21 protein-coding genes are annotated in these 22,353 nt (G+C 61.7%); 13 read left to right on the top strand and 8 right to left on the bottom strand.

Features of this window, described 5'->3' with window-relative positions; genetic code table 11:
* Positions 1-24: 24 nt before the first annotated feature.
* Positions 25-1,446: a PLP-dependent aminotransferase family protein gene (locus ACIOVD_RS08070; RefSeq protein ID WP_159998572.1), complete on the bottom strand. Its 1,422-nt coding sequence runs from the start codon at positions 1,444-1,446 to the stop codon at positions 25-27.
* A 175-nt stretch (positions 1,447-1,621) separates the two neighbouring features.
* Between ACIOVD_RS08070 and ACIOVD_RS08065 the strand changes: the two genes are divergently transcribed.
* Positions 1,622-1,864: a DUF1127 domain-containing protein gene (locus ACIOVD_RS08065; RefSeq protein ID WP_095164856.1), complete on the top strand. Its 243-nt coding sequence runs from the start codon at positions 1,622-1,624 to the stop codon at positions 1,862-1,864.
* A 13-nt stretch (positions 1,865-1,877) separates the two neighbouring features.
* On the opposite strand, the gene ACIOVD_RS08060 is transcribed toward ACIOVD_RS08065, so the two are convergent.
* On the bottom strand, positions 1,878-3,188 hold the full coding sequence (locus ACIOVD_RS08060) for an FAD-binding oxidoreductase (protein ID WP_095164855.1): 1,311 nt from the start codon (positions 3,186-3,188) through the stop codon (positions 1,878-1,880).
* A gap of 149 nt (positions 3,189-3,337) precedes the next feature.
* On the opposite strand from ACIOVD_RS08060, the gene ACIOVD_RS08055 reads away from it, so the two are divergent.
* Entirely contained in the window at positions 3,338-3,691 is a 354-nt protein-coding gene (locus ACIOVD_RS08055) for a YkgJ family cysteine cluster protein (protein WP_095164853.1), read from the top strand.
* A 30-nt stretch (positions 3,692-3,721) separates the two neighbouring features.
* Here ACIOVD_RS08055 and ACIOVD_RS08050 read toward each other — a convergent pair whose 3' ends face one another.
* A complete protein-coding gene (locus ACIOVD_RS08050) occupies positions 3,722-4,210 on the bottom strand; it encodes an Lrp/AsnC ligand binding domain-containing protein (RefSeq protein ID WP_003177284.1) in 489 nt (162 codons plus the stop codon).
* A 156-nt stretch (positions 4,211-4,366) separates the two neighbouring features.
* On the opposite strand from ACIOVD_RS08050, the gene dadA reads away from it, so the two are divergent.
* The 6 genes from dadA (at position 4,367) to ACIOVD_RS08020 (ending at position 10,494) form a co-directional block, all read left to right on the top strand.
* On the top strand, positions 4,367-5,671 hold the full coding sequence (gene dadA, locus ACIOVD_RS08045; protein ID WP_095164851.1) for a D-amino acid dehydrogenase: 1,305 nt from the start codon (positions 4,367-4,369) through the stop codon (positions 5,669-5,671).
* Entirely contained in the window at positions 5,643-5,996 is a 354-nt protein-coding gene (locus ACIOVD_RS08040; RefSeq protein WP_095164849.1) for a RidA family protein, read from the top strand. Before dadA ends, ACIOVD_RS08040 begins: the two co-directional genes overlap by 29 nt.
* A gap of 92 nt (positions 5,997-6,088) precedes the next feature.
* Positions 6,089-7,162 carry an alanine racemase gene (gene alr, locus ACIOVD_RS08035; protein WP_401127048.1) on the top strand — a complete coding sequence of 358 codons (1,074 nt, stop codon included), beginning with the start codon at positions 6,089-6,091 and terminating at the stop codon, positions 7,160-7,162.
* Between the two features lie 128 nt (positions 7,163-7,290).
* A complete protein-coding gene (locus ACIOVD_RS08030; RefSeq protein WP_019694258.1) occupies positions 7,291-7,839 on the top strand; it encodes a cupin domain-containing protein in 549 nt (182 codons plus the stop codon).
* 182 nt (positions 7,840-8,021) lie between these two features.
* Positions 8,022-8,435, top strand: a complete 414-nt coding sequence (locus tag ACIOVD_RS08025) for a cytochrome c5 family protein (protein WP_095164845.1) — start codon at positions 8,022-8,024, stop codon at positions 8,433-8,435.
* 136 nt (positions 8,436-8,571) lie between these two features.
* Positions 8,572-10,494 (top strand): acetyl-CoA hydrolase/transferase C-terminal domain-containing protein, encoded by a 1,923-nt coding sequence (locus ACIOVD_RS08020; RefSeq protein ID WP_401127046.1) that lies wholly within the window; start codon positions 8,572-8,574, stop codon positions 10,492-10,494.
* A gap of 39 nt (positions 10,495-10,533) precedes the next feature.
* Here ACIOVD_RS08020 and ACIOVD_RS08015 read toward each other — a convergent pair whose 3' ends face one another.
* On the bottom strand, positions 10,534-11,106 hold the full coding sequence (locus ACIOVD_RS08015; protein ID WP_095081958.1) for a xanthine phosphoribosyltransferase: 573 nt from the start codon (positions 11,104-11,106) through the stop codon (positions 10,534-10,536).
* 57 nt (positions 11,107-11,163) lie between these two features.
* Positions 11,164-13,173 (bottom strand): DNA helicase Rep, encoded by a 2,010-nt coding sequence (gene rep, locus ACIOVD_RS08010; protein WP_095164841.1) that lies wholly within the window; start codon positions 13,171-13,173, stop codon positions 11,164-11,166.
* A gap of 265 nt (positions 13,174-13,438) precedes the next feature.
* Between rep and ACIOVD_RS08005 the strand changes: the two genes are divergently transcribed.
* The gene (locus ACIOVD_RS08005) at positions 13,439-15,112 is read left to right on the top strand and encodes a putative bifunctional diguanylate cyclase/phosphodiesterase (RefSeq protein ID WP_401127043.1); all 1,674 of its coding nucleotides are present in this window, start codon (positions 13,439-13,441) and stop codon (positions 15,110-15,112) included.
* Between the two features lie 18 nt (positions 15,113-15,130).
* Here ACIOVD_RS08005 and ACIOVD_RS08000 read toward each other — a convergent pair whose 3' ends face one another.
* On the bottom strand, positions 15,131-16,528 hold the full coding sequence (locus ACIOVD_RS08000) for a NorM family multidrug efflux MATE transporter (RefSeq protein ID WP_095165196.1): 1,398 nt from the start codon (positions 16,526-16,528) through the stop codon (positions 15,131-15,133).
* A gap of 158 nt (positions 16,529-16,686) precedes the next feature.
* On the opposite strand from ACIOVD_RS08000, the gene ACIOVD_RS07995 reads away from it, so the two are divergent.
* The gene (locus ACIOVD_RS07995; RefSeq protein WP_320333259.1) at positions 16,687-17,607 is read left to right on the top strand and encodes a LysR substrate-binding domain-containing protein; all 921 of its coding nucleotides are present in this window, start codon (positions 16,687-16,689) and stop codon (positions 17,605-17,607) included.
* Positions 17,608-17,620: 13 nt separating this feature from the next.
* Here ACIOVD_RS07995 and ACIOVD_RS07990 read toward each other — a convergent pair whose 3' ends face one another.
* Both ACIOVD_RS07990 and ACIOVD_RS07985 read right to left on the bottom strand, forming a co-directional pair.
* A complete protein-coding gene (locus ACIOVD_RS07990; RefSeq protein ID WP_401127041.1) occupies positions 17,621-19,114 on the bottom strand; it encodes a YifB family Mg chelatase-like AAA ATPase in 1,494 nt (497 codons plus the stop codon).
* Positions 19,115-19,279: 165 nt separating this feature from the next.
* Positions 19,280-19,540 carry an accessory factor UbiK family protein gene (locus ACIOVD_RS07985; protein ID WP_095164833.1) on the bottom strand — a complete coding sequence of 87 codons (261 nt, stop codon included), beginning with the start codon at positions 19,538-19,540 and terminating at the stop codon, positions 19,280-19,282.
* A 413-nt stretch (positions 19,541-19,953) separates the two neighbouring features.
* On the opposite strand from ACIOVD_RS07985, the gene glnK reads away from it, so the two are divergent.
* The 3 genes from glnK (at position 19,954) to ACIOVD_RS07970 (ending at position 22,306) form a co-directional block, all read left to right on the top strand.
* Entirely contained in the window at positions 19,954-20,292 is a 339-nt protein-coding gene (gene glnK, locus ACIOVD_RS07980) for a P-II family nitrogen regulator (protein ID WP_095164831.1), read from the top strand.
* A gap of 35 nt (positions 20,293-20,327) precedes the next feature.
* Positions 20,328-21,665, top strand: coding sequence for an ammonium transporter (locus ACIOVD_RS07975; RefSeq protein ID WP_095164829.1), 1,338 nt, complete (start codon positions 20,328-20,330; stop codon positions 21,663-21,665).
* Between the two features lie 215 nt (positions 21,666-21,880).
* Positions 21,881-22,306, top strand: coding sequence for a secondary thiamine-phosphate synthase enzyme YjbQ (locus tag ACIOVD_RS07970; protein ID WP_095164827.1), 426 nt, complete (start codon positions 21,881-21,883; stop codon positions 22,304-22,306).
* The last annotated feature ends 47 nt before the right edge of the window (positions 22,307-22,353 follow it).

Below are 22,353 nucleotides of genomic sequence, written 5' to 3'. Positions count from 1 at the left end.
TCGGGCATCGAGTTCCCAGATGAACTAGCTGGCCTCGGCCAGCAGGGCGATCGCCGCTGCACCCACCTTACGCACCGCTTCCTCGACCTGAGCCGTGGGTTTGGCTGCGTAGTTCATGCGCAGGCAATTACGGTACTTGCCTGAGGCGGAGAAAATGCTGCCCACGGCGATCTGTACGCCCTGGTCGAGCAGCACCCGATTGAGCTTGAGCGTATCAAACCCTTCCGGCAGTTCGACCCACAGCATGAAGCTGCCCTGGGGGCGGCTGGCGCGGGTGCCGAGGGGAAAGTAGCGGCTGACCCAATCGAGCATCAGGTCGCGATTGCGCTGGTATTGGTTACGCATCCGCCGTAGATGCGGCTCGAAATGCCCGCCCTTGAGAAACTCGGCGATGGCAATTTGCGGTTGTGGCGCGGTCGAGCCGGTGCTGATGTATTTCATGTGCAGCACCCGCTCCAGGTACCGTCCGGGAGCGACCCAGCCGATCCGCAGCCCAGGTGCCAGGGTCTTGGAGAACGAACTGCAGAGCAGCACGCGACCGTCTTCATCGAAGGACTTGATGGTGCGCGGTCGAGGGTAGGTGTAGGCCAGTTCGCCATACACATCGTCTTCGATAATCGCCACGTCAAACCGTTGCGCCAGGGTCAACAGCGCACGTTTGCGCGACTCCGGCATGATGTAGCCGAGCGGGTTGTTGCAGTTGGGGGTCAACTGTATGGCTTTGATCGGCCACTGCTCGAGGGCCAGTTCAAGGGCGTCGAGACTGATTCCGGTGAGGGGGTCGGTGGGAATCTCCAGGGCCTTCATGCCCAGCCCCTTGAGAGTCTGCATGGCACCGTGAAAGCTCGGCGAGTCCACCGCGACGATGTCGCCTGGTTCGCAGATGGCGCGAATGCTGGTGGACAACGCTTCGTGGCAGCCCGTGGTGATCACCAGGTCGCTGGCGCTCAGTTGGCTGCCTGAGTCGAGCAGCAGGCGGGCGATCTGCTCGCGCAGTTCCAGCACCCCGTAGATATTGTCGTAGTACAGCCCCGGCATGTCCTGGCGCCGACTGATCCGCGCCAGGCTGCGCAGCAGGGGCTGCATGGTCGGTGTGGTGATATCCGGCATGCCGCGGCCCAGTTGCACCACGTCCTTGCGTGGCACGGCGCGGATCAGCTCCAGCACCTGGTCCCACTGGGAGATGTCGACCGGGCGCTGGGCCGGGCGGCCTACCGCCGGCAGTTCGGGCAGTTCCCGCCCCACAGGGACAAAGTAGCCGGACTTGGGCTTGGGCCGCGCCAGCCCGCTGTCCTCCAGCACCCGATAGGCCTGCTGCACCGTGCTCAGGCTGACCCCATGCTCGACACTCAAGGCCCGCACGGAAGGCAGACGGTCACCGGGCCGGTAGAAGCCCTGTTCGATGCGCGTGCCGAGCAATTCGGCGAGGTTGACGTACAGCGTCATGTTTCAGCCTCGGTGTGAGAGGAGGGACCAGTACAGATCAGGCAAAAAACCATCATTCAGCGGTTAATTCAGCAAATCTGTATGGAGGTAATACAGGTCCATTGAATCTGTAATGGTTTTGCCTGCCCGCGCATCATGGAATCTCTGGCTACCCAAGTAAACAGGAGCACTAAAAATGAACGGCTTGAGCGATGTGCGGCTGACGTTACACAGTCAGGAACTGGTGGCAGGGCACGACCAGGGCATGCCGACGGCGATCCGCAATGCCCCGTCCTGCCTGGGGCGCTGGGGTTTGCTGTGGCACCGTCTGCACACGCGCAAGACCCTGCTCGAACTCACCCCGGAACAACTGCGCGATGTCGGCTTGAGTCGTGAGCAGGCGAGGGAAGAGGGGCTGAAGCCGTTCTGGCAGCTTTGAGCGGCTCTTCGGATCAGGCCAGCTCTTTGAGTCGGTGCCACAACATCCCCAGGGCCAGCAATGGCGAGCGCAAGTAGCGGCCGCCCGGGAAGGTCACGTGCGGTACTTTGGCGAACAGGTCGAAACCGCCGCTGTGCTGGCCGCTGATGGCTTCACCCAGTAGTTTGCCGGCCAGGTGAGTGGCATTCACCCCGTGTCCGGAGTACGCCTGGGCGTAATACACATTCGGCTGGTCCTTGAGCCGGCCAATCTGGGGCAGGCGGTTGGCGCCGATGCCGATCATGCCGCCCCACTGATAGTCGATCTTCACCGCGCTCAATTGCGGGAAAACCTCCAGCATCTTCGGTCGCATGTAGGCGCCGATGTCCGCCGGATCGCGGCCCGAATAGTGGCAGGCGCCGCCGAACAGCAGGCGTCGGTCTGCCGAAAGCCGGTAGTAGTCCAGCGCCACGCGTTGGTCGCACACGGCCATGTTCTGCGGCAGCAGGGCGTGGGCCTGCTCTTCACTCAAGGGTTCGGTGGCGATGATGTAGCTGCCGGCGGGCAGCACTTTGCCGCTCAGGTGCGGGTTGAGGTGATTGAGGTAGGCGTTGCAGCCCAGCACCAGGGTCTTGGCGCGGACCGAACCTTGCGCGGTGTGGACCTTGACCTCGGGCCCGTAGTCGATGCGGGTCACTGCCGATTGCTCGAACAGACGGACCCCCAGTTGCTGGGCGGCAGCGGCTTCACCCAGGGCCAGGTTCAGCGGGTGCAGGTGCCCCGAGCCCATGTCGATCAGTCCGCCCACGTAGCGGTCTGAGCCCACCACGCTGTGCATCTCGTGCGCTTGCAGCAGGCGGGTGGTGTGGCGATAACCGAGGCTGCGCAGTTCGTCCGCGTCCGCGGCGAAACCTTCCAGGTCGCGGGGTTTGTTGGCGAGGTCGCAGTAGCCCCAGGTCAGGTCGCAGGGGATCTGGAACTGCTCGACCCGCTGGCGAACGATGTCCACTGCCTCCAGGCCCATCAGTTTCATCTGGCGTACGCCTTCGGCCCCCAGCACATTGCTGAATTGGTCCAGGCCATGGCCGACACCACGAATCAACTGCCCGCCATTACGTCCGCTGGCGCCCCAGCCGATTTTGTGTGCTTCCAGCAGCACCACGCGAAGACCGCGCTGGGCCAGTTCAATGGCTGTGTTCAGGCCGGAAAAACCACCGCCCACCACGCACACGTCGGCCAGTTGCTCACCGGCAAGTACCGGATGATCCGGCTGCGGCAGGCTGCTGGCGGCGTAATAGGAGGCGATATGGGTGCTCGGGACAGGCGGCTGAACACGGGCAGTCATGGGTTGATCCTGATTATCGGGTGTTGAGTAAATTTTACGGAGCATAAGCCGGACCTTTCTGCCTGGGCAACACTGGTCGGTTGTTGCTGTCTGGCGCAGGGCTTTTAGGGCAAAATCCAACCTTGTTCACCTTAGGGGTATTTGTTTCGATGAGCTGCAACCGCGAGACCGTTCGTACCCTGCGCCAGCAGATTCCCTCGTTCGAGTGCGTGCCTGGCTGTCATGACTGCTGTGGTCCGGTCACCACCTCGCCGGAAGAAATGTCCCGCCTGCCGCGCAAGACTCGCGCCGAGCAGGATGCCGCCCTAGACGAACTGAACTGCGTACACCTGGGTCCCAACGGCTGCACCGTGTATGGCGAGCGGCCGCTGATCTGTCGCTTGTTCGGCACCACCAAGACCCTGCCATGCCCCAACGGTCGCGGACCGGTGGAGTTGATCCACCCACGGGTCGAGGCGCAGGTGTTCGAGTACATGGCTGCTAACCGACAGGTTTTGGTGTAGGTCACAGCGCACGGACACTTACCACAGGCCTCAATCCGGAATCGGCAAGCTCAGGCTCTCCTTCACCTCTTCCATCACGATGTAGCTCTTGGACTCACGCACGTGGGGCAGTTTGAGCAGGATATCGCCGAGCAATTTGCGGTACGAGGCCATCTCGGAAATCCGTGCCTTCACCAGGTAGTCGAAGTCCCCGGATACCAAGTGGCATTCCAGTACGTGCGGCAGTTTCAGCACCGCGCGGCGGAACTCTTCGAAGGTGTCACCGGACTTGTAGTCCAGGCTGATCTCGACGAACACCAGCAAGCTGCCCTTGAGGTGTTGCGGATTGAGCCGGGCGTTGTAGCCCATGATGATCCCTTCGCGCTCCAGGCGCCGCACCCGCTCGGTACAGGGCGTGGTCGACAGGCCGACCTTCTCCCCCAGCTCAGTAAACGAAATGCGCCCGTCAGCCTGGAGGATGCGCAGGATGTTGCGGTCGATCTTGTCCAGCTCACGTTTGGTTTGAGTGTTGGTCCGCATAGGGGATGCGCCTCCGTGAAAAGCCAAATTGCCGAGAATTGTCGCCAAATATAGGCACTTATATAGTGAAAAGCACTGGCAAATGTTTTTTACACTGCGCTCATCATTGCTTGTACACAACAACGTCAGCGGTTTGCCGCGATGAGGGATAAAAAAATGCGCGTTCTGGTCTTGGGTAGCGGCGTAATCGGTACCGCCAGTGCCTACTATCTGGCTCGGGCCGGCTTTGAAGTGACGGTCGTGGATCGTCAACCGGCCGCTGCCATGGAAACCAGTTTCGCCAACGCCGGCCAGGTATCGCCGGGCTATGCGTCGCCATGGGCTGCTCCGGGTGTGCCGCTCAAGGCCATCAAGTGGCTGTTGCAGCGCCACGCCCCGCTGGCCATCAAGGCCACCGCCGATATCGACCAGTACCTGTGGATGGCGCAGATGCTGCGCAACTGTACCGCCAGCCGTTATGCGGTGAACAAGGAGCGCATGGTCCGCCTGTCCGAGTACAGCCGTGACTGCCTCGACGAATTGCGCGCCGAAACCGGTATCGCCTACGAAGGCCGCAGCCTGGGGACCACCCAGCTGTTCCGTACCCAGGCGCAACTGGATGGCGCCGCCAAGGACATCGCGGTACTCAAGGAGTCCGGTGTGCCGTTCGAGCTGCTCGACCGTGCTGGCATTGCCCGCGTCGAGCCGGCCCTGGCCAGCGTCACCGACATCCTGGCCGGTGCCCTGCGCCTGCCGAACGATCAGACCGGCGACTGCCAGATCTTCACCACCCGCCTGGCGGAAATGGCGATCAAGCTGGGCGTTGAATTCCGCTTCGGCCAGGACATCCAGCGCCTGGACTTCGCCGGTGACCGGATCAACGGTGTGTGGATTGACGGCAAGCTGGAAACCGCCGACCGCTACGTGCTGGCGCTGGGCAGTTACTCGCCGCAGTTGCTCAAGCCGTTGGGCATCAAGGCCCCGGTGTATCCGCTCAAGGGTTACTCGCTGACCGTGCCGATCACCAATCCGGCCATGGCTCCGACCTCGACCATTCTCGACGAGACCTACAAGGTCGCGATCACCCGTTTCGACAACCGCATCCGCGTCGGTGGCATGGCGGAGATTGCCGGTTTTGACCTGTCGCTGAACCCGCGTCGGCGTGAAACACTGGAGATGATCGTCAACGATCTCTATCCTCAGGGCGGCGACCTGCAGCAAGCCAGTTTCTGGACCGGCCTGCGTCCGACCACGCCGGATGGCACGCCGATTGTTGGTGCCACCCCATTCAAGAACCTGTTCCTGAACACCGGTCACGGCACGCTCGGCTGGACCATGGCCTGTGGCTCCGGCCGCCTGCTGGCCGATCTGATGGCCAAGAAAACGCCGCAGATCAGCGCCGAAGGCCTCGATATTTCTCGCTATGGCAATACCCACCAGGAGTCTGCAAAACATGTCAATCCAGCGCCAGCTCACCAATGAGCGTTTGAGCCAGATCGTAGTCCACAGCGGTACGGTGTACCTGGCAGGACAGGTCGGTGACGACATGAACGCCGGAGTTGAACAGCAGACCCGCGAGACCCTGGCCAACATCGAGCGTTTGCTCGATCTGGCCGGTACCGACAAGACCCGGTTGCTGTCGGCGACGATCTACCTGAAAGACATCGATGCCGACTTCCAGGGCATGAACAGTGTCTGGGACAGCTGGCTGCCGAAAAACGTCGCGCCAGCGCGGGCGACGGTGGAAGCCAAGCTGTGCGAACCAGAAATCCTGGTAGAAGTGTCGATAGTCGCCGCGCTGCCGTAAACGATCCCTCTGCCGGTGCTGTCGGCGGTTCATACTGTCTTCAGCGCCGGTTTTTTCTTCCCTCCCCGCCAACCGCCTGGAAGCCTGCCGCCATGCGTCCTGCTCGTGCCCTGATTGATCTGCAAGCCCTGCGTCACAACTACCAACTGGCCCGTGAAGTCTCGGAGGCGCGCGCCCTCGCGGTGATCAAGGCCGATGCCTATGGCCATGGCGCAGTGCGCTGTGCCCAGGCGCTGGAAGCGGATGCCGATGGGTTTGCCGTAGCCTGCATCGAAGAAGCCCTGGAGCTGCGCGCTGCTGGCATCCGTGCGCCGGTGTTGCTGCTCGAAGGCTTTTTCGAAGCCGATGAGCTGTCGCTGATCGTCGAGCAGGATTTGTGGTGTGTGGTGCATTCGTTGTGGCAGCTCGAAGCGATCGAGCAGGCGACGCTGCGCAAGCCGATCACCGTCTGGCTCAAGCTGGACTCGGGCATGCACCGCGTCGGCCTGCATCCTGCGGATTATCAGGCGGCGTATCAACGGCTGCTGGCCAGCGGCAAGGTCGCGAAGATCGTGCTGATGAGCCACTTCGCCCGCGCCGATGAGCTCGATAGCAGCAGCGCAAGCGAGCAGGTCGCGGTATTTGAAGCTGCGCGCCAGGGCTTGTCGGCGCAGGTCAGCCTGCGTAACTCGCCGGCCGTGCTGGGTTGGCCGCAGGTGCCCAGCGACTGGGTGCGCCCCGGCATCATGCTGTATGGCGCCACCCCGTTCGAGGAAGCCAACTCTGTGGCCGCGCGTTTACAGCCGGTGATGACCCTGGAGTCGAAAGTCATCAGTGTGCGCGAATTGCCGGCCGGCGAACCCGTGGGTTATGGCGCCCGTTACATCACGCCAAAACCCATGCGCCTGGGTGTGGTCGCCATGGGCTATGCCGACGGTTATCCGCGGCAGGCGCCGACCGGTACGCCGGTGCTGGTGGCGGGGCAGCGCAGTCAGTTGTTGGGGCGTGTGTCGATGGACATGCTGTGTATCGATTTGACCGATGTGCCCCAGGCTGGCCTGGGTTCGACGGTCGAGTTATGGGGCAAAAACATCCTCGCCAGCGATATCGCGATGGCTGCGGGCACCATTCCTTACCAGATCTTCTGCAACCTGCGTCGAGTGCCACGGCTCTATTCCGAGGCCTGACGGGCCGCGGGGTACAGCCGCTGGGACGCTGGCGAACCGGACCTGGGCTCAAGTGTTGTAAATACTGAACGCTGTCGCCATGATAACGCTCAATATTTACATAACCTGAATCCTGGGAGGCAAATGCATTGGACGTCGGTGAACGACTGCAATCGATCCGCAAACTAAAAGGTCTTTCCCAGCGTGAGCTCGCCAAACGCGCGGGTGTGACCAACAGCACCATTTCCATGATCGAGAAAAACAGTGTCAGCCCTTCCATCAGTTCGCTGAGGAAGGTGCTTGGCGGCATCCCCATGTCCATGGTCGAGTTCTTTTCCGAAGAGATCCTCCAGGAAAAACCAACGCAGATCGTCTATAAAGCCAACGAGCTGATCGATATCTCCGATGGCGCGGTGACCATGAAACTGGTGGGCAAGGCCCATCCGAGCCGTGCAATCGCCTTCCTCAACGAGATCTATCCACCGGGTGCCGATACCGGTGAAGAGATGCTTACCCACGAAGGGGAGGAAACCGGGATTCTGCTCGAAGGGCGCCTGGAATTGGTGGTCGGGCTTGAGACCTTCGTGCTCGAAGCCGGTGACAGCTACTATTTTGAAAGCACCAAGCCACATCGTTTCCGCAATCCGTTTGATGCGCCTGCGCGACTAATCAGCGCAGCCACACCAGCCAATTTCTAAGAAAAGAGGCGTCCGCCAAGGTTTTTCGAGGCGCCCGAGCAGTATTTCGCCATGACTTAATACCCCTAGGACTTTAGGGTTGTTTCAGTGTGGCGGGCTAACCGTTATACTTGCGCCCGCCTGCGAAACCGTGGCCGTGGGCGTGACTAGCCACCATTGAGGGTGTACGCGTGAACCTAATTATGAAAATGCTGGCCGCACCAGCAACCGTATTGGCCCTTTGGGCAGTCAGCGCTCAAGCTGCGACCAACGACGATATTGCCAAGCGCCTTGAACCAGTCGGCCAGGTCTGTGTGCAAGGTCAGGAGTGCAAGGGGATGGAAGTCGCTGCTTCGGCAGGCGGCGGCGGGGCGAAAACCCCGGATGAGATTATTGCCAAACATTGCAACGCTTGCCACGGTAGTGGCCTGCTGGGCGCACCGAAAATCGGTGACACTGCAGCCTGGAAAGAGCGTGCCGATCACCAGGGCGGCCTTGACGGTATCCTGGCCAAGGCCATTACCGGGATCAACGCAATGCCTCCTAAAGGCACCTGCGCAGACTGCTCCGATGATGACCTCAAAGGCGCCATCCAGAAGATGTCCGGCCTGAAATAAGCCGCCGTCTTCAGCAAAAAAAGCCGCTTGCGAGCGGCTTTTTTGTGCCTGGGATTTGACCTCAAGACTGGTCATGGCACGCAAGACCCGGCAAGCTCGGGTTAGCGTCATTCATGGATAGGTCGGGAGGGGTCTGATGGTGCAGTCCGTTTCAATCGAGCAGGCAGTCGATGAAGTACTGGCGCGGTTACCCGCACACATCCACCTCGGCATGCCGTTGGGATTAGGCAAACCCAACCGCTTCGTCAACGCGCTCTATCAACGCATCGCCCAACTGCCCGAGCGCCAGCTGACGGTCTACACCGCTTTGAGCCTGGGTCGTCCGCCCCTGGGTGACGGCCTGCAGCGACGGTTCCTGGAGCCTTTCATCGAGCGCGTGTTTGGCGACTACCCGGAGCTGGACTTCCTCGCTGACCTGCGTAAAGACCAAACGCCCGCAAACATCCACATCCAGCAGTTTTTCATGCAGCCTGGCAGCTTGCTGCACAGCGCTTCGGCACAGCAGGACTACGTCAGCAGCAATTACAGCCACGCCGCCCGGGATATCAACGCCGCCGGCTTGAACCTGGTGGCGCAACTGGTGGCCCACGACCCGCAGCACCCTGGCCGCCTGAGCCTGAGCTGCAATCCCGATATCACCCTCGACCTGCTGCCCATGATTGCCAAGCGCAGGGCGGCGGGTGAAACCATCCTGATGCTCGGCCAGGTGCACAGCGACCTGCCGTACATGCCCGGTGATTCAGAAGTCGACCGCGAGACGTTCGACTGGCTGATCGACGAGGAGGAGCGCAGTACCCTGTTTTCGACCCCCAACATGCCAGTGGGTTTCCAGGATCATTTCATCGGCCTGCACGCCAGCACCCTGGTGCGCGACGGCGGCACCCTGCAGATCGGCATTGGCTCCATGGGCGATGCGCTGACCGCCGCGTTGCTCGCGCGGCAAGCGGACAACGAGCATTACCGCACGCTGCTGACCGACCTCGACGCGCACTACTGGGCATCCCTGATCAGTCGCGAAGGTGGCGTCGAGCCTTTTGCCAAAGGGTTGTACGGTTGCAGCGAGATGTTCGTCAACGGCCTGCTGGCGTTGTCTGATGCCGGCATCGTGCGGCGCAAGGTTTACCCCGACGTTGCCCTGCAACAGCAGGCCAATGCCGGCACCCTGGATGAGTCGGTGGCGCAGGGCGGGGTGTCGATTCACGGTGGATTTTTCCTCGGCCCGCGCAGCTTCTACCAACGCCTGCGCGATCTGCCCCAGGACCAGCTCGGCGAATTCAACATGACCGCCATCAGCTATATCAACGAGCTGTACGGGCAGGAGCAGCTCAAGCGCCTGCAGCGCCAGGATGCACGCTTCATCAACAGTGCCTTCACCATGACCCTGATGGGGGCTGGAGTGGCGGACCAACTGGAGGATGGGCGAGTGCTGAGTGGGGTCGGCGGGCAATACAACTTTGTCGTCCAGGGCCATGCCCTGGAGGGTGCGCGCTCGATCCTGATTCTGCGCAGTTGCCGTGAGTCGGGCGGCGACATCAGCTCCAACATCGTCTGGCAATACGGCCACTGCACGATCCCGCGCCACCTGCGCGACATCGTGATCACCGAGTACGGGATCGCCGACCTGCGCGGTCAAACCGATGCCAAGGCCATCGAATTACTGCTGAACATCAGCGATTCACGTTTCCAGCCGGGCTTGATCGAGCAGGCGCAGAAAGCCGGCAAGCTGGCCAAGGATTTCCGCCTGCAAGAGCGCTTCACCGACAACACCCCGCAGCGCTTGCAGGCCATCGCCGCACGGCACCCACAGTTGTTCCAGGAGTATCCGTTGGGCAGTGATTTTTCCAGCGAGGAACGGGACTTGTTGCGGGCGTTGAACTGGCTCAAGAGCAAATTCAAGCTGACCGAGATCCTCCAGTTGGGCAAGGCCGCGCTGGATGCGCCGCAGGCGTCGGAGTACCCGCAGCACCTGGCGCGCATGCAACTGACGAAACCTGAGGGCTTGAAGGAGGATCTGTATCAGCGCTTGCTGCTGGCAGGCTTGAAGGCCACGGCGCAGTAGCAGCCCCCACCAAACACTGGTGGGAGCGAGCGGGGGGCATTACTCGATGAAGGTCACTACGCCGCCTGCCAGGGATTTGACCCGGGCCAGGGATTCCACGCGGTAGCCCTGGGAGTCCAGCTCGGCACGGCCGCCCTGGAACGACTTCTCGATCACGATGCCCAGGCCGGCCACGGTGGCGCCTGCCTGCTTGATGATCGAAATCAGGGCCTGGGACGCCTTACCGTTGGCCAGGAAGTCGTCGATGATCAACACGCGGTCGCTGCTGGTCAGGTGGCGCGGGGAGATGGCCACGGTGCTTTCGGTCTGCTTGGTGAACGAGTAAACGGTCGCCGACAGCAGGTTTTCAGTCAGGGTCAGGGACTGGTGCTTGCGGGCGAAGATCACCGGAACGCCCAGGTTCAGGCCGGTCATGATAGCCGGGGCGATGCCCGAGGCTTCGATGGTGACGATCTTGGTGATCCCCGAATCCTTGAACAGCGCGGCGAATTCGTCGCCGATCAGCTTCATCAACGCCGGGTCGATCTGATGGTTCAGAAAGGCGTCGACTTTCAGGACCTGGTCGGAAAGCACGATGCCTTCTTCGCGAATTTTCTTGTGCAGTGCTTCCACAACAGCTTCCTCTGGTGGCGCGACGGGCGCCGAAAGTAGATTAAAAAGTAGTCGATTCTAGCGCTTTAACATCGCGCGTATATCTGCCAATGCGGTATTACCGCGCACGGCTTTGACTTCGGTCGGGGTGTCGTCATTGCCTTCCCAGGCCAGGTCGTCCGGCGGCAACTCATCGAGGAACCGGCTCGGGGAGCAGTCGATGATCTCGCCGTACTGCTTGCGCTTGGCGGCGAAGGTGAAGGCCAGGGTCTGGCGTGCGCGGGTAATCCCGACATAGGCCAGGCGCCGTTCTTCCTCGATGGTGTCGGCTTCGATGCTGGAGCGGTGCGGGAGGATTTCTTCCTCCATGCCCATGATGAATACGTAGGGAAATTCCAGGCCCTTGGAGGCGTGCAAAGTCATCATCTGCACGCCTTCGGCGCCGTCTTCCTCTTCCTGCTGACGTTCGAGCATGTCACGCAGGACCAGCTTGCCGATGGCATCCTCCACGGTCATGTCGCCTTCTTCGTCCTTCTCGAGGGTGTTCTTCAACGCCTCGATCAGGAACCAGACGTTGCCCATGCGGTAGTCGGCGGCCTTGTCGCTGGAGCTGTTGGTGCGCAGCCAGTTTTCGTAGTCGATGTCCATGACCATGCTGCGCAGGGCCGAAATCGGATCTTCGCCGGCGCACTGCTCGCGGACCTTGTCCATGAAGCGCTTGAAGCGCGCCAGGCGGTCGGTGAAGCGGCTATCCAGATGCTCGCCCAGGCCGATCTCGTCGGTGGCGGCGTACATCGAAATCTTGCGTTCGGTAGCGTAGTTGCCGAGTTTTTCCAGGGTGGTCGAGCCGATTTCCCGGCGCGGGACGTTGATCACGCGCAGGAAGGCGTTGTCGTCATCCGGGTTCACAATCAGCCGGAAGTAGGCCATCAGGTCTTTCACTTCCTGGCGTCCGAAAAAGCTGTTACCGCCGGACAGGCGATACGGCACCTGGTGGTGCTGCAACTTCAGCTCGATCAGCTTGGCCTGGTAGTTACCCCGGTACAGGATCGCAAAATCGCTGTAGGGGCGGTCGGTACGCAGGTGCAGACTGAGGATCTCCACGGCCACGCGCTCGGCTTCGGCGTCTTCGTTGCGGCAGCGGATCACGCGGATCTCGTCACCGTGGCCCATCTCGCTCCACAGCTGCTTTTCAAACTCGTGTGGGTTGTTGGAGATCAGCACGTTGGCGCAACGCAGGATGCGGCTGGTGGAGCGGTAGTTCTGCTCCAGCATCACCACTTTCAAAGACGGGTAGTCGTCCTTGAGCAGCATCAGGTTTTCCGGACGGGCGCCGCGCCAGGCGTAGATCGACTGGTCGTCGTCGCCCACCACGGTGAACTGGTTGCGCTTGCCGATCAGCAACTTCACCAGCAGGTACTGGCTGGCGTTGGTGTCCTGGTACTCGTCCACCAGCAGGTAGCGAACTTTGTTCTGCCACTTTTCGAGGATGTCGGCGTGTTCCTGGAACAGCTTGACCGGCAACAGGATCAGGTCGTCGAAGTCCACCGCGTTGAACGCCTTGAGCGTGCGCTGGTAGTGGGTGTAGACGATGGCCGCGGTCTGTTCTTTCGGATTGCGCGCATTTTCCAGCGCCTCGGGCGGCAGGATCAGGTCGTTCTTCCAGGCGCCGATCATGTTCTTGATCTCGTCGACGCCGTCGTCGCCCGAGTATTCCTTCTGCATGATGTCGGTCATCAGGGCTTTGACGTCGGTCTCGTCGAAGATCGAGAAACCGGGCTTGTAGCCCAGGCGCACATGCTCCTTGCGGATGATGTTCAGCCCCAGGTTGTGGAAGGTGCACACCGTCAGGCCGCGGCCTTCACCGCCCTTGAGCAGGGTGCCGACGCGCTCCTTCATCTCGCGCGCCGCCTTGTTGGTAAAGGTCATGGCGACGATGTACTGGGCGCGGATGCCGCAGTTCTGGATCAGATGCGCAATCTTGCGGGTGATCACGCTGGTCTTGCCGGAGCCAGCGCCGGCGAGCACCAAAAGAGGGCCGCCGACGTAGCTCACGGCTTCTTGCTGCCGGGGATTGAGTCGGGACATGGCGGAAAAAGGAGTCGTTTGCGAAAAGGGCGGGCATTTTAACAGGATGCACGGATTCTGCCGCCTCTCTCCGACTTGTGACGTAGCACTCGATCTGTATTTGCCGGTTTTGTTACTTTCGCGCAGGATGCAGGGAGAATTTGCGTCTAATGTTCGATCTCTGAAGTGGCACAAATTTATGATTGAGAATCAATGGCATTTGTCATTGTTCAGCTGTGCGTCATAATGTCACCGCCAACATCTTTGCAGAGTCTAGGGAGCTAGCTTGTCTACGCCTGTCGAACCCTTGCGTTTGCTGCTGCTGGCCGAAGAGCCAGTATGGGCAGCGTTGTTGCGCGAGTGTCTGGCTCCGATGGGGAGCTCGGCTGTGCTGATCAGTGCACCGACCTGGGAGTCGGTGAGCAGTCTATTTACCGATAACCGCTCTGCGGTCCTGCTGACTATTCCTGCTCTGCAACCGGAACCTGGGCGGTGCAGCCTGCCGACGGTGTTGCTGCTCGAACATGAACCCCTCAACCCACCGGACGGTGTCAGCGACTGGCTGGTGCGCGATGCGCTGGATGCCGGCATCCTGCGGCGTTGCCTGCGGCATGTGCGTGAACGTGGGGTGCTGGAAAACACCTTGCAACGTCTTGCCGAACAGGACCCCTTGACCGGCATCGCCAATCGCCAGGGCTTCCAGACCTTGCTAGCCACGCGCCTGGCGGAAAACGACGGCCGGGGCCTGGCGTTGGGGCACCTGGATCTCGACAACTTTCGCTACGCCAACGACGCCCTGGGCCATCAGGCCGGCGACCGGTTGATCCTGCAGGTGGTCGCGCGGCTCAAAAGCCAGCTTGAGGCCGGTGATCAACTGGCGCGCCTGGGCAGTGACGAATTTGCCTTACTCATCGACACCCGCCGCGCGCCGCAACGCGCCGAGTGGATGGCCGAGCGCATCACCGAAGCCTTGTCCGAACCCTACTGGATCGACGGTGAAAGCCTGTTGATCGGCGCTAGCCTGGGGATTGCCCACGCGCGTGCCCAGGCCGGTGCCGACCCGCTGATGTGGCATGCCCATATCGCCATGCAGCAGGCCAAGAGCACCCAGGGTTGCACCTTCCATATCTTCAACGAGCGGATCAACCGCAACGCCCGCAGCATGGCTGACCTGGAAAGCGAGTTGCGCCGAGCGTTGCGCCGCGATGAGCTGGAGCTGCATTACCAGCCACGGCTGAACCTGGATGACGGGCAAATTGTCGGCCTCGAAGCCCTGGTGCGCTGGCGGCATGCTGAACGTGGCTTGTTGCCGCCCAGTGAGTTCGTGCCGCTGGCCGAGCAGAGTGGGCTGATCGTGCCGCTCGGTTACTGGGTCATCTCCCGCGCCCTGCGGGACATGCAGGCGTTGCGCGAGCGCGGCCTGCCGCCGTTGCACATGGCGGTCAATCTGTCGTTCCGCCAGTTTCAGGACAGCCAGTTGCTCTCGACCTTGAGCCGCTTGATCGCCGAGCGGGGAGTCGATGCGCAGTGGCTGGAGTTCGAACTCACCGAAACCGCGGTGATGCGGCGCAGTGATCTGGTCCAGCAGACTATGGATGCCCTGGGTCGCCTCGGCGTGCGGTTTTCCCTGGACGACTTTGGCACCGGGTTCTCCTCGTTCGTGCACCTCAACAGCCTGCCGATCGCCTTGTTGAAAATCGACAAGAGCTTTGTTGGCGGTATGGAAGGGCGTGAAGAGAATCGCAAGCTGGTCCACGCGATGATCAACCTGGCGCACAACCTCCATCTGGAAGTCGTCGCCGAGGGCGTCGAAACCCCGGAGCAGCTTGAGTTGTTGCGTGGCTTTGGTTGCGACCAGGTGCAGGGCTACCTGATCAGCAAGCCGTTGCCGCTGTCTGAACTGGTGGAGTACCTGACCTTCGGCTCCAGCCAGCAGACGGTGCTGGAAATCGTCAACTGAGCTCGCCCCACAGGCAGGTCAGTCCGGCTGAGACATCTGGAAATCAGCTTGCGGCGCCGGCTCTTGCCGGATCATCCGCTTCATCTTCCACTCGAACCCCAGCGTCAGGCTCACAGCCGCGCAGGCCAGCCCCAGGGCCAGGCCCCACCAGACTCCGGTTGGCCCCCAGTGCAGGTGGAAGGCCATCCACCAGGCGGCCGGTGCGCCGATCAGCCAGTAGCAACCCAGGCCCACCAGAAAGGTGGTCTTGGCGTCCTTGAGGCCACGTATGCAGCCCATGGCGATGGTCTGCACACCGTCGAACAGCTCGAACCATGCGGCCACGGCCAGCAGGCTGACGGCCAGTTGGATGACGTCGGCAAACTGTGGGTCGTTGTGGTCCAGGAACAAACCGACCAGTTGATTGGGCAGCAGCCAGAACACCATGGCGAAACCCAGCATCGCCACCGCGCCAAAGCCAATCCCGACCCGTCCGGCCAGGCGTGCGTCGAGCAGTTGCCCGGCGCCATAATGCTGGCCGATGCGCATGGTGATGGCATAGGACAGCCCTGCCGGCACCATGAATGCCACCGAGACAATTTGCAGGGCAATTTGGTGGGCACCCAGTTGCGTGCTGCCCATGGTGCCCATGCACAGGGCCGCGAAGGCGAACAGCCCGACCTCGACCGCATAAGTTCCGCCAATCGGCAGGCCCAGGCGCCACAACTCCCGCAGGTACTGGCGATTGGGCCGGGACAGGCCTGCGCGCAATGGGTACGCCTCGTACGCCGGGTGCCGGCGAATGTGCCAGGCCAGGCCCAGGGCCATGCAGTTGGCCACGATCGCGGTCACCAGGCCGATCCCCACCAGGCCCATTTTCGGCAGGCCGAACATGCCGGTGATCAGCGCGTAGTTGAGCAGGAAGTTGGCCAGGGTGCCGATGACGCTGATGACCATCACCGGAGTGGCCCGGCCGATGGCGCTGGTGAAGCCGCGCAACGCCATGAAGCTCAGGTAACCAGGCAGGGCAAACGGCAGGATCAGCAGGAACTGGCCGGCCATCTCGACGTTACTGGCCGTCTGGCCGAACAACAGCAACACCGGTTTGAGGTTCCACAACAGCAGGCCCGCGACCAATGCCATCAGCCAGGCCAGCCATAGCCCGGCCTGGGTCAGGCGTGCCGCACCGGGAATGTCGCCCGCGCCCTGGCGGATCGACACCAGCGTGCCGACCGCGGCGATCACGCCGATGCAGAAAATCGACACGAACGAATAGGTCGCCGCTCCCAGGCCACCACCCGCCAGCGCCTCGGGGCTGATTTTGGCCATCATCAAGGTGTCGGTGAGCACCATCAGCATGTGCGCCAACTGCGAGGCGATCAACGGCCCCGCCAGCCGTAGGATGGCCCGCAATTCGGTACGTGCTGGATGCTGCATGGTCATCACGCGTGTTTCCTGGAAATAAGGGGTAGCCGCTGATTCTCGGCGCTCTCAGACGAATGCACAAAGGGATAAAAACGATCACTGGCATGATTAAAACTCATGCTGTCGAGTTTCTGCTAGGGTTTGCCCATTGCGCTATAGGAGCTTTCCTGATGTCCCGTCGTCTTCCTCCGCTGTATGCCCTGCGTGCTTTCGAGGCTGCGGCGCGGCACAGTTCGTTCACCCGTGCCGCGCAAGAGCTGTCGATTACCCAGAGCGCCGTCAGCCGGCATATTCGTACGCTGGAAGATCACTTTGCCTGCCGACTGTTTCAACGCAGTGGTCGCAACCTGCAATTGACCGAGGCCGCTCGCCTGTTGCTGCCCGGAGTGCGTGAAGGTTTTGGTGCACTGGAGCGCGCCTGCAACACCTTGCGCAGCGAAGATGACATCTTGCGCATGAAAGCTCCTTCGACCCTGACCATGCGCTGGTTGCTGGCGCGGCTTAGTCGCTTTCGGCATCTGCAGCCGGGCAATGAAGTGCAACTGACCAGCGCCTGGATGGACGTCGACTCGGTGGATTTCAATCATGAACCCTTCGACTGTGCGGTACTGCTGAGCAACGGGCATTTTCCACCGGACTGGGAAGCCAGTTACCTGTTCCCGGAGCTGTTGATACCGGTCGGTGCGCCGAACCTGCTCAACGATCAGCCCTGGGATGTCGAGCGGCTGGCCAGTACCGAACTGCTGCACCCCACCCCTGATCGTCGCGACTGGCGCAGTTGGCTGGAGCGCATGGGGCTCTCCGAGCAGGTGTCGCTCAAGGGCGGGCAAGTGTTCGATACCCTGGAACTGGGGATGATCGCCGCAGCGCGTGGCTATGGTGTGTCCATGGGCGACCTATTGATGGTGGCCGAGGATGTGGCGCAGGGACGCCTGAGCCTGCCCTGGCCGACCGCCGTTGCCAGTGGCCTGAATTACTACCTGGTCTGGCCGAAAACCCGTCCGGGTGGTGAGCGTTTGCGGCGGCTCAGCGACTTCCTGCAAGGCGAGGCGCAGGCCATGGAGCTGCCGGACGTCGAGCGTCTGGACTGAGTCGGAGGCGGGTTTATTGATTGGCCGGCCGATAGTGCAGTGCTTCAGCCAAGTGTTCGCGGCTGATGTCCTGCGCCTGTTCGAGATCGGCCAGGGTCCGGGAGACCTTGAGTAGTCGATGGGCCGCCCTGAGCGACAGGGTCAGGCGTTCGCAGGCGCTTTCCAGCCAGCGTTCGTCCACTGTGGACAACTGGCAATGCCGGCGCAGCCCCGGCAGGTCGAGGAAGGCGTTGGCGCAGCCCTGGCGCTGCTGCTGAACCTCGCGAGCCATGGCAACGCGCTCGGCAGCACGGGCGGAGTTGTCGCCCGGCTGGGTGGCGGGATTGAGTGCGGTGGTTTCGCGGGCGACGGTCAGGTGCAGGTCGATGCGGTCGAGCAGCGGGCCGGAGAGCTTGTGCCGGTAACGCTGGACCATCTCCGTGGTGCAGGAGCAGCGGCCGCTGGGCTCGCCCAGGTAGCCACAGGGGCAGGGATTCATGGCCGCCACCAGTTGGAAACGCGCCGGGAAACGCACTCGGTCCCGGGCGCGGGAAATCACGATATAGCCAGATTCCAGCGGCTCTCGTAATACCTCCAGCACCTTGCGATCGAACTCCGGTAGCTCGTCGAGAAACAGCACGCCGTGGTGGGCGAGGGTGATTTCCCCGGGCTGGGGTTTTGAACTGCCGCCTACCAGCGCCGGGCCGGACGCCGAGTGATGGGGCTGGCGGAAAGGACGTTGCGGCCAATGACTCAACGGCACACCGCTGGCGACCGACTGGATCGCCGCCACCTCCAGGGCCTCACTTTCCGTCAGCGGCGGCAGCAACCCGGGCAAGCGACTGGCCAGCAGGGTTTTCCCGGTCCCGGGTGGCCCGCTGAACAGTAGGTTATGGGCACCCGCCGCGGCAATCAGCAGGGCCCGCTTGGCGGCGGCCTGGCCTTGTACTTCGCTCAAGTCGGGGTAGGGCTTGCTGGCATGGAGCAAACCGTTGGAGCGGTAAGGCTCGATGGGGGTATGGCCGTTGAAGTGAGCGACCGCTTCCAGCAAATGATGCACCGCGAGCACCTTGAGCCCGGAGGCCAGGCAAGCTTCCTCGGCATTCGCCCAGGGCACCACCAGCGCCCGCCCGGCCTGGCGCGCCGCCAAGGCGGCCGGTAACACGCCGCGAACCGCCCGCACCTCACCGGAAAGCGCCAGTTCCCCCAGGCACTCCACGTCATCCAGGGTCAGGGTTGGCACCTGCACGCTGGCCGAAAGAATCCCCAGGGCAATCGCCAGGTCAAAGCGCCCACCGTCCTTGGGCAAGTCGGCGGGAGCGAGATTCAAGGTGATGCGCCGCGCTGGAAACTGCAGGCCCGAATTGATGATCGCGCTGCGCACCCGGTCCTTGCTCTCTTTCACTGCCGCTTCGGGCAAGCCGACCATCGTCAGTGATGGCAAGCCATTGGCCAGGTGGACTTCGACAGTGACAGCCGGTGCCTCCACGCCAATCTGGGCGCGGCTGTGGACGATGGACAGGGACATGAGCATTCCTTGAACGAAAAAGAGCCGCTTCCTGCGGTTGTTCAAGGGTAGTTGCGAGGGGGTGTTTTAGCACCGCGCGAGACGCGCCAAAGGTTCGCAGGATGTTGCCGGTGGCCTGGCTTATGTGTGGGGGCGAGCAGGCTCGCACCCACAAGGGGCAGGGGATTACTCGGCAGGCGGATTGAGCCTGGCTTCCAGCTCCGCGACTTTTGCTTCAAGGCTTTCCAGGCGTGCCCGGGTGCGGGCCAGGACGACCATCTGGCTGTCGAATTCTTCCCGGCTGACCAGGTCCAGCTTGCTGAAGCCGCTTTGCAGCAGGGCCTTGAACTGGCTTTCGATTTCGCTTTTGGGCAGCGGGGTGTCGCCGCTGAACAGGCGGGAGGCGTGGCCGCTCAGGGCGTCGAGGAGGTCTTTGGGCGCGAGCATGTAGGGAGTCCTTAAACTGATGGCGGGCAGTGTATCACGCAGTGTTCAGGCTCATTTATCCCGGTGCGGCGCACGCTTTTCGCGCATCGGTCCGTCTGTCGGCGCACCGTTATTGTGCGTATCTCTGGGCGCGCATTTCTGCACTGGCCTGGGTTTAAAGGCAAGAGATTGAAATCAGTGGTTTTTCTGGAGATGGCAAGCTTTCTGCTAAGGCTTGAGTAACCCATGCACTGATGCAGTCGCTGTGACGAATGCAGTGCGGCAGGCGAAACGGGGAGTTTCGTCGGCAGCGGTTAACTGGCGTCAGTCGGGCAGGTACGGCCGACGATGCGTTACAAAGCCAGGCACTGCGCTTAGACTTGAGTCGGGTTTGTTTTCCTGGGGCAAGTCCACCAATTCGGGAGAGAGTTTTCATGAAGCTAGTCACTGCCATCATCAAGCCGTTCAAACTGGATGACGTCCGCGAGGCACTGTCCGAGATCGGCGTGCAGGGCATTACCGTCACTGAGGTCAAAGGCTTCGGTCGGCAGAAGGGTCACACCGAGCTGTATCGCGGCGCGGAGTACGTGGTCGATTTCCTGCCCAAGGTGAAGATCGATGTCGCCATTGACGACAAGGATCTGGACCGGGTTATCGAGGCGATAACCAAGGCGGCCAACACCGGCAAGATTGGTGACGGCAAGATTTTCGTGGTCAATCTGGAACAGGCTATTCGCATCCGTACCGGCGAAACCGATACCGACGCGATCTAAGCCGCCACAACCCCAACGCCCCAGGAGAAAACAATATGACTCTGCGTAAATTCGCAGGGCTAGGAGCCCTGTTGTCCCTCGTAATGCCCAGCCTGGCCATGGCGGCAGACGAAGTGGCGGCTCCAGTCCTCAACTCCGGCGATACCGCCTGGATGCTGACCGCGACAGCCTTGGTGCTGTTCATGACCATTCCCGGCCTTGCGCTGTTCTACGGCGGCATGGTGCGCTCCAAAAACATTCTTTCCGTGATGATGCAGTGCTTCGCCATTACCGGTCTGATCAGCATCCTGTGGGTCATTTATGGCTACAGCATTGCGTTCGACACCGCGGGCATGGAGCAGGGCGTCGTCAACTTCAACTCTTTCTTCGGCGGCATGGGCAAGGCGTTCCTCGCCGGTGTCACCCCGGCGAGCCTGACAGGGCCGGCGGCACTGTTCCCTGAAGCGGTGTTCATCACCTTCCAGATGACTTTCGCCATCATCACCCCGGCGCTGATCGTCGGTGCCTTCGCCGAGCGGATGAAGTTCTCCGCAATGCTGATCTTCATGGGTGTGTGGTTCACCCTGGTGTACGCACCGATCGCGCACATGGTCTGGTCCGGCCCCGGTGGCCTGATGTGGGACTGGGGCGTCCTGGACTTCGCAGGCGGCACCGTGGTGCACATCAACGCCGGTATCGCCGGTCTGGTGGCCTGCCTGGTGCTGGGCAAGCGCAAGGGTTTCCCGACCACCCCAATGGCTCCGCACAACCTCGGTTACACCTTGATGGGCGCGGCCATGCTGTGGATTGGCTGGTTCGGCTTCAACGCCGGTTCCGCCGCGGCGGCCAACGGTACTGCCGGCATGGCGATGCTGGTAACCCAGATCGCAACCGCTGCCGCTGCCCTGGGCTGGATGCTGGCCGAGTGGCTGACCCACGGCAAACCTAGCGCCCTGGGCATCGCCTCGGGTGTGGTTGCCGGCCTGGTGGCCATTACTCCAGCCGCTGGCACCGTGGGCCCGATGGGCGCCCTGGTGATCGGCTTGTCGGCCGGCGTGGTGTGCTTCTTCTGCGCTACGACCCTGAAACGCAAAATGGGCTACGACGATTCCCTCGACGCCTTCGGCGTGCACGGTATTGGCGGTATTCTCGGTGCGATCCTCACCGGCGTATTTGCTGCACCGTCGCTGGGTGGCTTCGGCACCGTGACCGACATCGCTGCACAAGTCTGGATTCAGTGCAAAGGCGTGGGTTTCACGGTGATCTACACCGCGATCGTCACCTACGTCATCCTCAAGGTATTGGACGCCGTCATGGGTCTGCGCGTGACCGAAGAGGAAGAGGCAGTCGGCCTGGACCTGGCACAACACAACGAGCGCGGCTACAACCTGTAAGCAGGCGCGGAAAAAAACTTGCCCGGCTTGCCGGGCATTTTTTTGTTCTGGATTTGTCACTCAGGCCTAGGCTGAAAGGATTTTTCTGACAGCTTTGCCGGGGTTTTCCGCAGCGGTTTTTCCAGGGGCGATGGCTTACAGCATGGCGCGAATATTAGGGTCTTTGTTTTTTCCCAGAGCGCGCTAGAATGCGCCCCGAACGTGCGGAGAACTGTATGTGGCAACAGACTCTGATTACCCTGCGGGCCAAGCCCCGGGGCTTTCATCTGGTAACGGACGAGTTACTCGCCGGCCTGCCTGAACTCAAGGCATGCCGGGTCGGTCTGTTGCACTTGTGGCTGCAGCATACCTCGGCGTCGTTGACCATCAACGAGAACGCCGATCCGGCGGTACGTCGCGACTTCGAACGGTTTTTCAACCGGTTGATCCCACAAGGCGCAACCGGTTATGAGCATAACGACGAAGGCCTGGACGACCTCCCGGCGCACTTCAAGGCCAGTTTGCTAGGCTGTCAATTGAGTTTGCCGATCACGGCGGGCCGATTGGCGTTAGGTAGCTGGCAAGGTGTTTATCTGGGCGAGCACCGTGATCATGGCGGTGCTCGTAAAGTCCTCGCCACCGTGCACGGTGAAGGGGCATAAACCGCTGGTTACCAGTGGATTTTGAATTTTTTCTGGCAGTCGTCGAC

Origin of the sequence: Pseudomonas sp. NPDC087626 (assembly GCF_044743405.1) — a bacterium.
In the GTDB taxonomy this organism is placed as follows: Bacteria; Pseudomonadota; Gammaproteobacteria; order Pseudomonadales; family Pseudomonadaceae; genus Aquipseudomonas.
Note: the sequence above shows the minus strand (reverse complement) of the source record. Positions and strands in the feature narration are given on the sequence as shown.

Bases quoted from the DNA above. Each gene is read 5' to 3' on its own strand.
- ACIOVD_RS07995 (WP_320333259.1), top strand. From the start codon at position 16,687: ATGTCCCGTCGTCTTCCTCCGCTGTATGCCCTGCGTGCTTTCGAGGCT.
- ACIOVD_RS08070 (WP_159998572.1), bottom strand. From the start codon at position 1,446: ATGACGCTGTACGTCAACCTCGCCGAATTGCTCGGCACGCGCATCGAA.
- ACIOVD_RS07970 (WP_095164827.1), top strand. From the start codon at position 21,881: ATGTGGCAACAGACTCTGATTACCCTGCGGGCCAAGCCCCGGGGCTTT.
- ACIOVD_RS08020 (WP_401127046.1), top strand. From the start codon at position 8,572: ATGGTGCAGTCCGTTTCAATCGAGCAGGCAGTCGATGAAGTACTGGCG.
- ACIOVD_RS08025 (WP_095164845.1), top strand. From the start codon at position 8,022: ATGAAAATGCTGGCCGCACCAGCAACCGTATTGGCCCTTTGGGCAGTC.
- ACIOVD_RS08000 (WP_095165196.1), bottom strand. From the start codon at position 16,528: ATGCAGCATCCAGCACGTACCGAATTGCGGGCCATCCTACGGCTGGCG.
- glnK (WP_095164831.1), top strand. From the start codon at position 19,954: ATGAAGCTAGTCACTGCCATCATCAAGCCGTTCAAACTGGATGACGTC.
- ACIOVD_RS08040 (WP_095164849.1), top strand. From the start codon at position 5,643: ATGTCAATCCAGCGCCAGCTCACCAATGAGCGTTTGAGCCAGATCGTA.
- ACIOVD_RS08060 (WP_095164855.1), bottom strand. From the start codon at position 3,188: ATGACTGCCCGTGTTCAGCCGCCTGTCCCGAGCACCCATATCGCCTCC.
- alr (WP_401127048.1), top strand. From the start codon at position 6,089: ATGCGTCCTGCTCGTGCCCTGATTGATCTGCAAGCCCTGCGTCACAAC.
- ACIOVD_RS08065 (WP_095164856.1), top strand. From the start codon at position 1,622: ATGAACGGCTTGAGCGATGTGCGGCTGACGTTACACAGTCAGGAACTG.
- ACIOVD_RS08050 (WP_003177284.1), bottom strand. From the start codon at position 4,210: ATGCGGACCAACACTCAAACCAAACGTGAGCTGGACAAGATCGACCGC.
- ACIOVD_RS07985 (WP_095164833.1), bottom strand. From the start codon at position 19,540: ATGCTCGCGCCCAAAGACCTCCTCGACGCCCTGAGCGGCCACGCCTCC.
- ACIOVD_RS08055 (WP_095164853.1), top strand. From the start codon at position 3,338: ATGAGCTGCAACCGCGAGACCGTTCGTACCCTGCGCCAGCAGATTCCC.
- ACIOVD_RS07990 (WP_401127041.1), bottom strand. From the start codon at position 19,114: ATGTCCCTGTCCATCGTCCACAGCCGCGCCCAGATTGGCGTGGAGGCA.
- ACIOVD_RS07975 (WP_095164829.1), top strand. From the start codon at position 20,328: ATGACTCTGCGTAAATTCGCAGGGCTAGGAGCCCTGTTGTCCCTCGTA.
- rep (WP_095164841.1), bottom strand. From the start codon at position 13,173: ATGTCCCGACTCAATCCCCGGCAGCAAGAAGCCGTGAGCTACGTCGGC.
- dadA (WP_095164851.1), top strand. From the start codon at position 4,367: ATGCGCGTTCTGGTCTTGGGTAGCGGCGTAATCGGTACCGCCAGTGCC.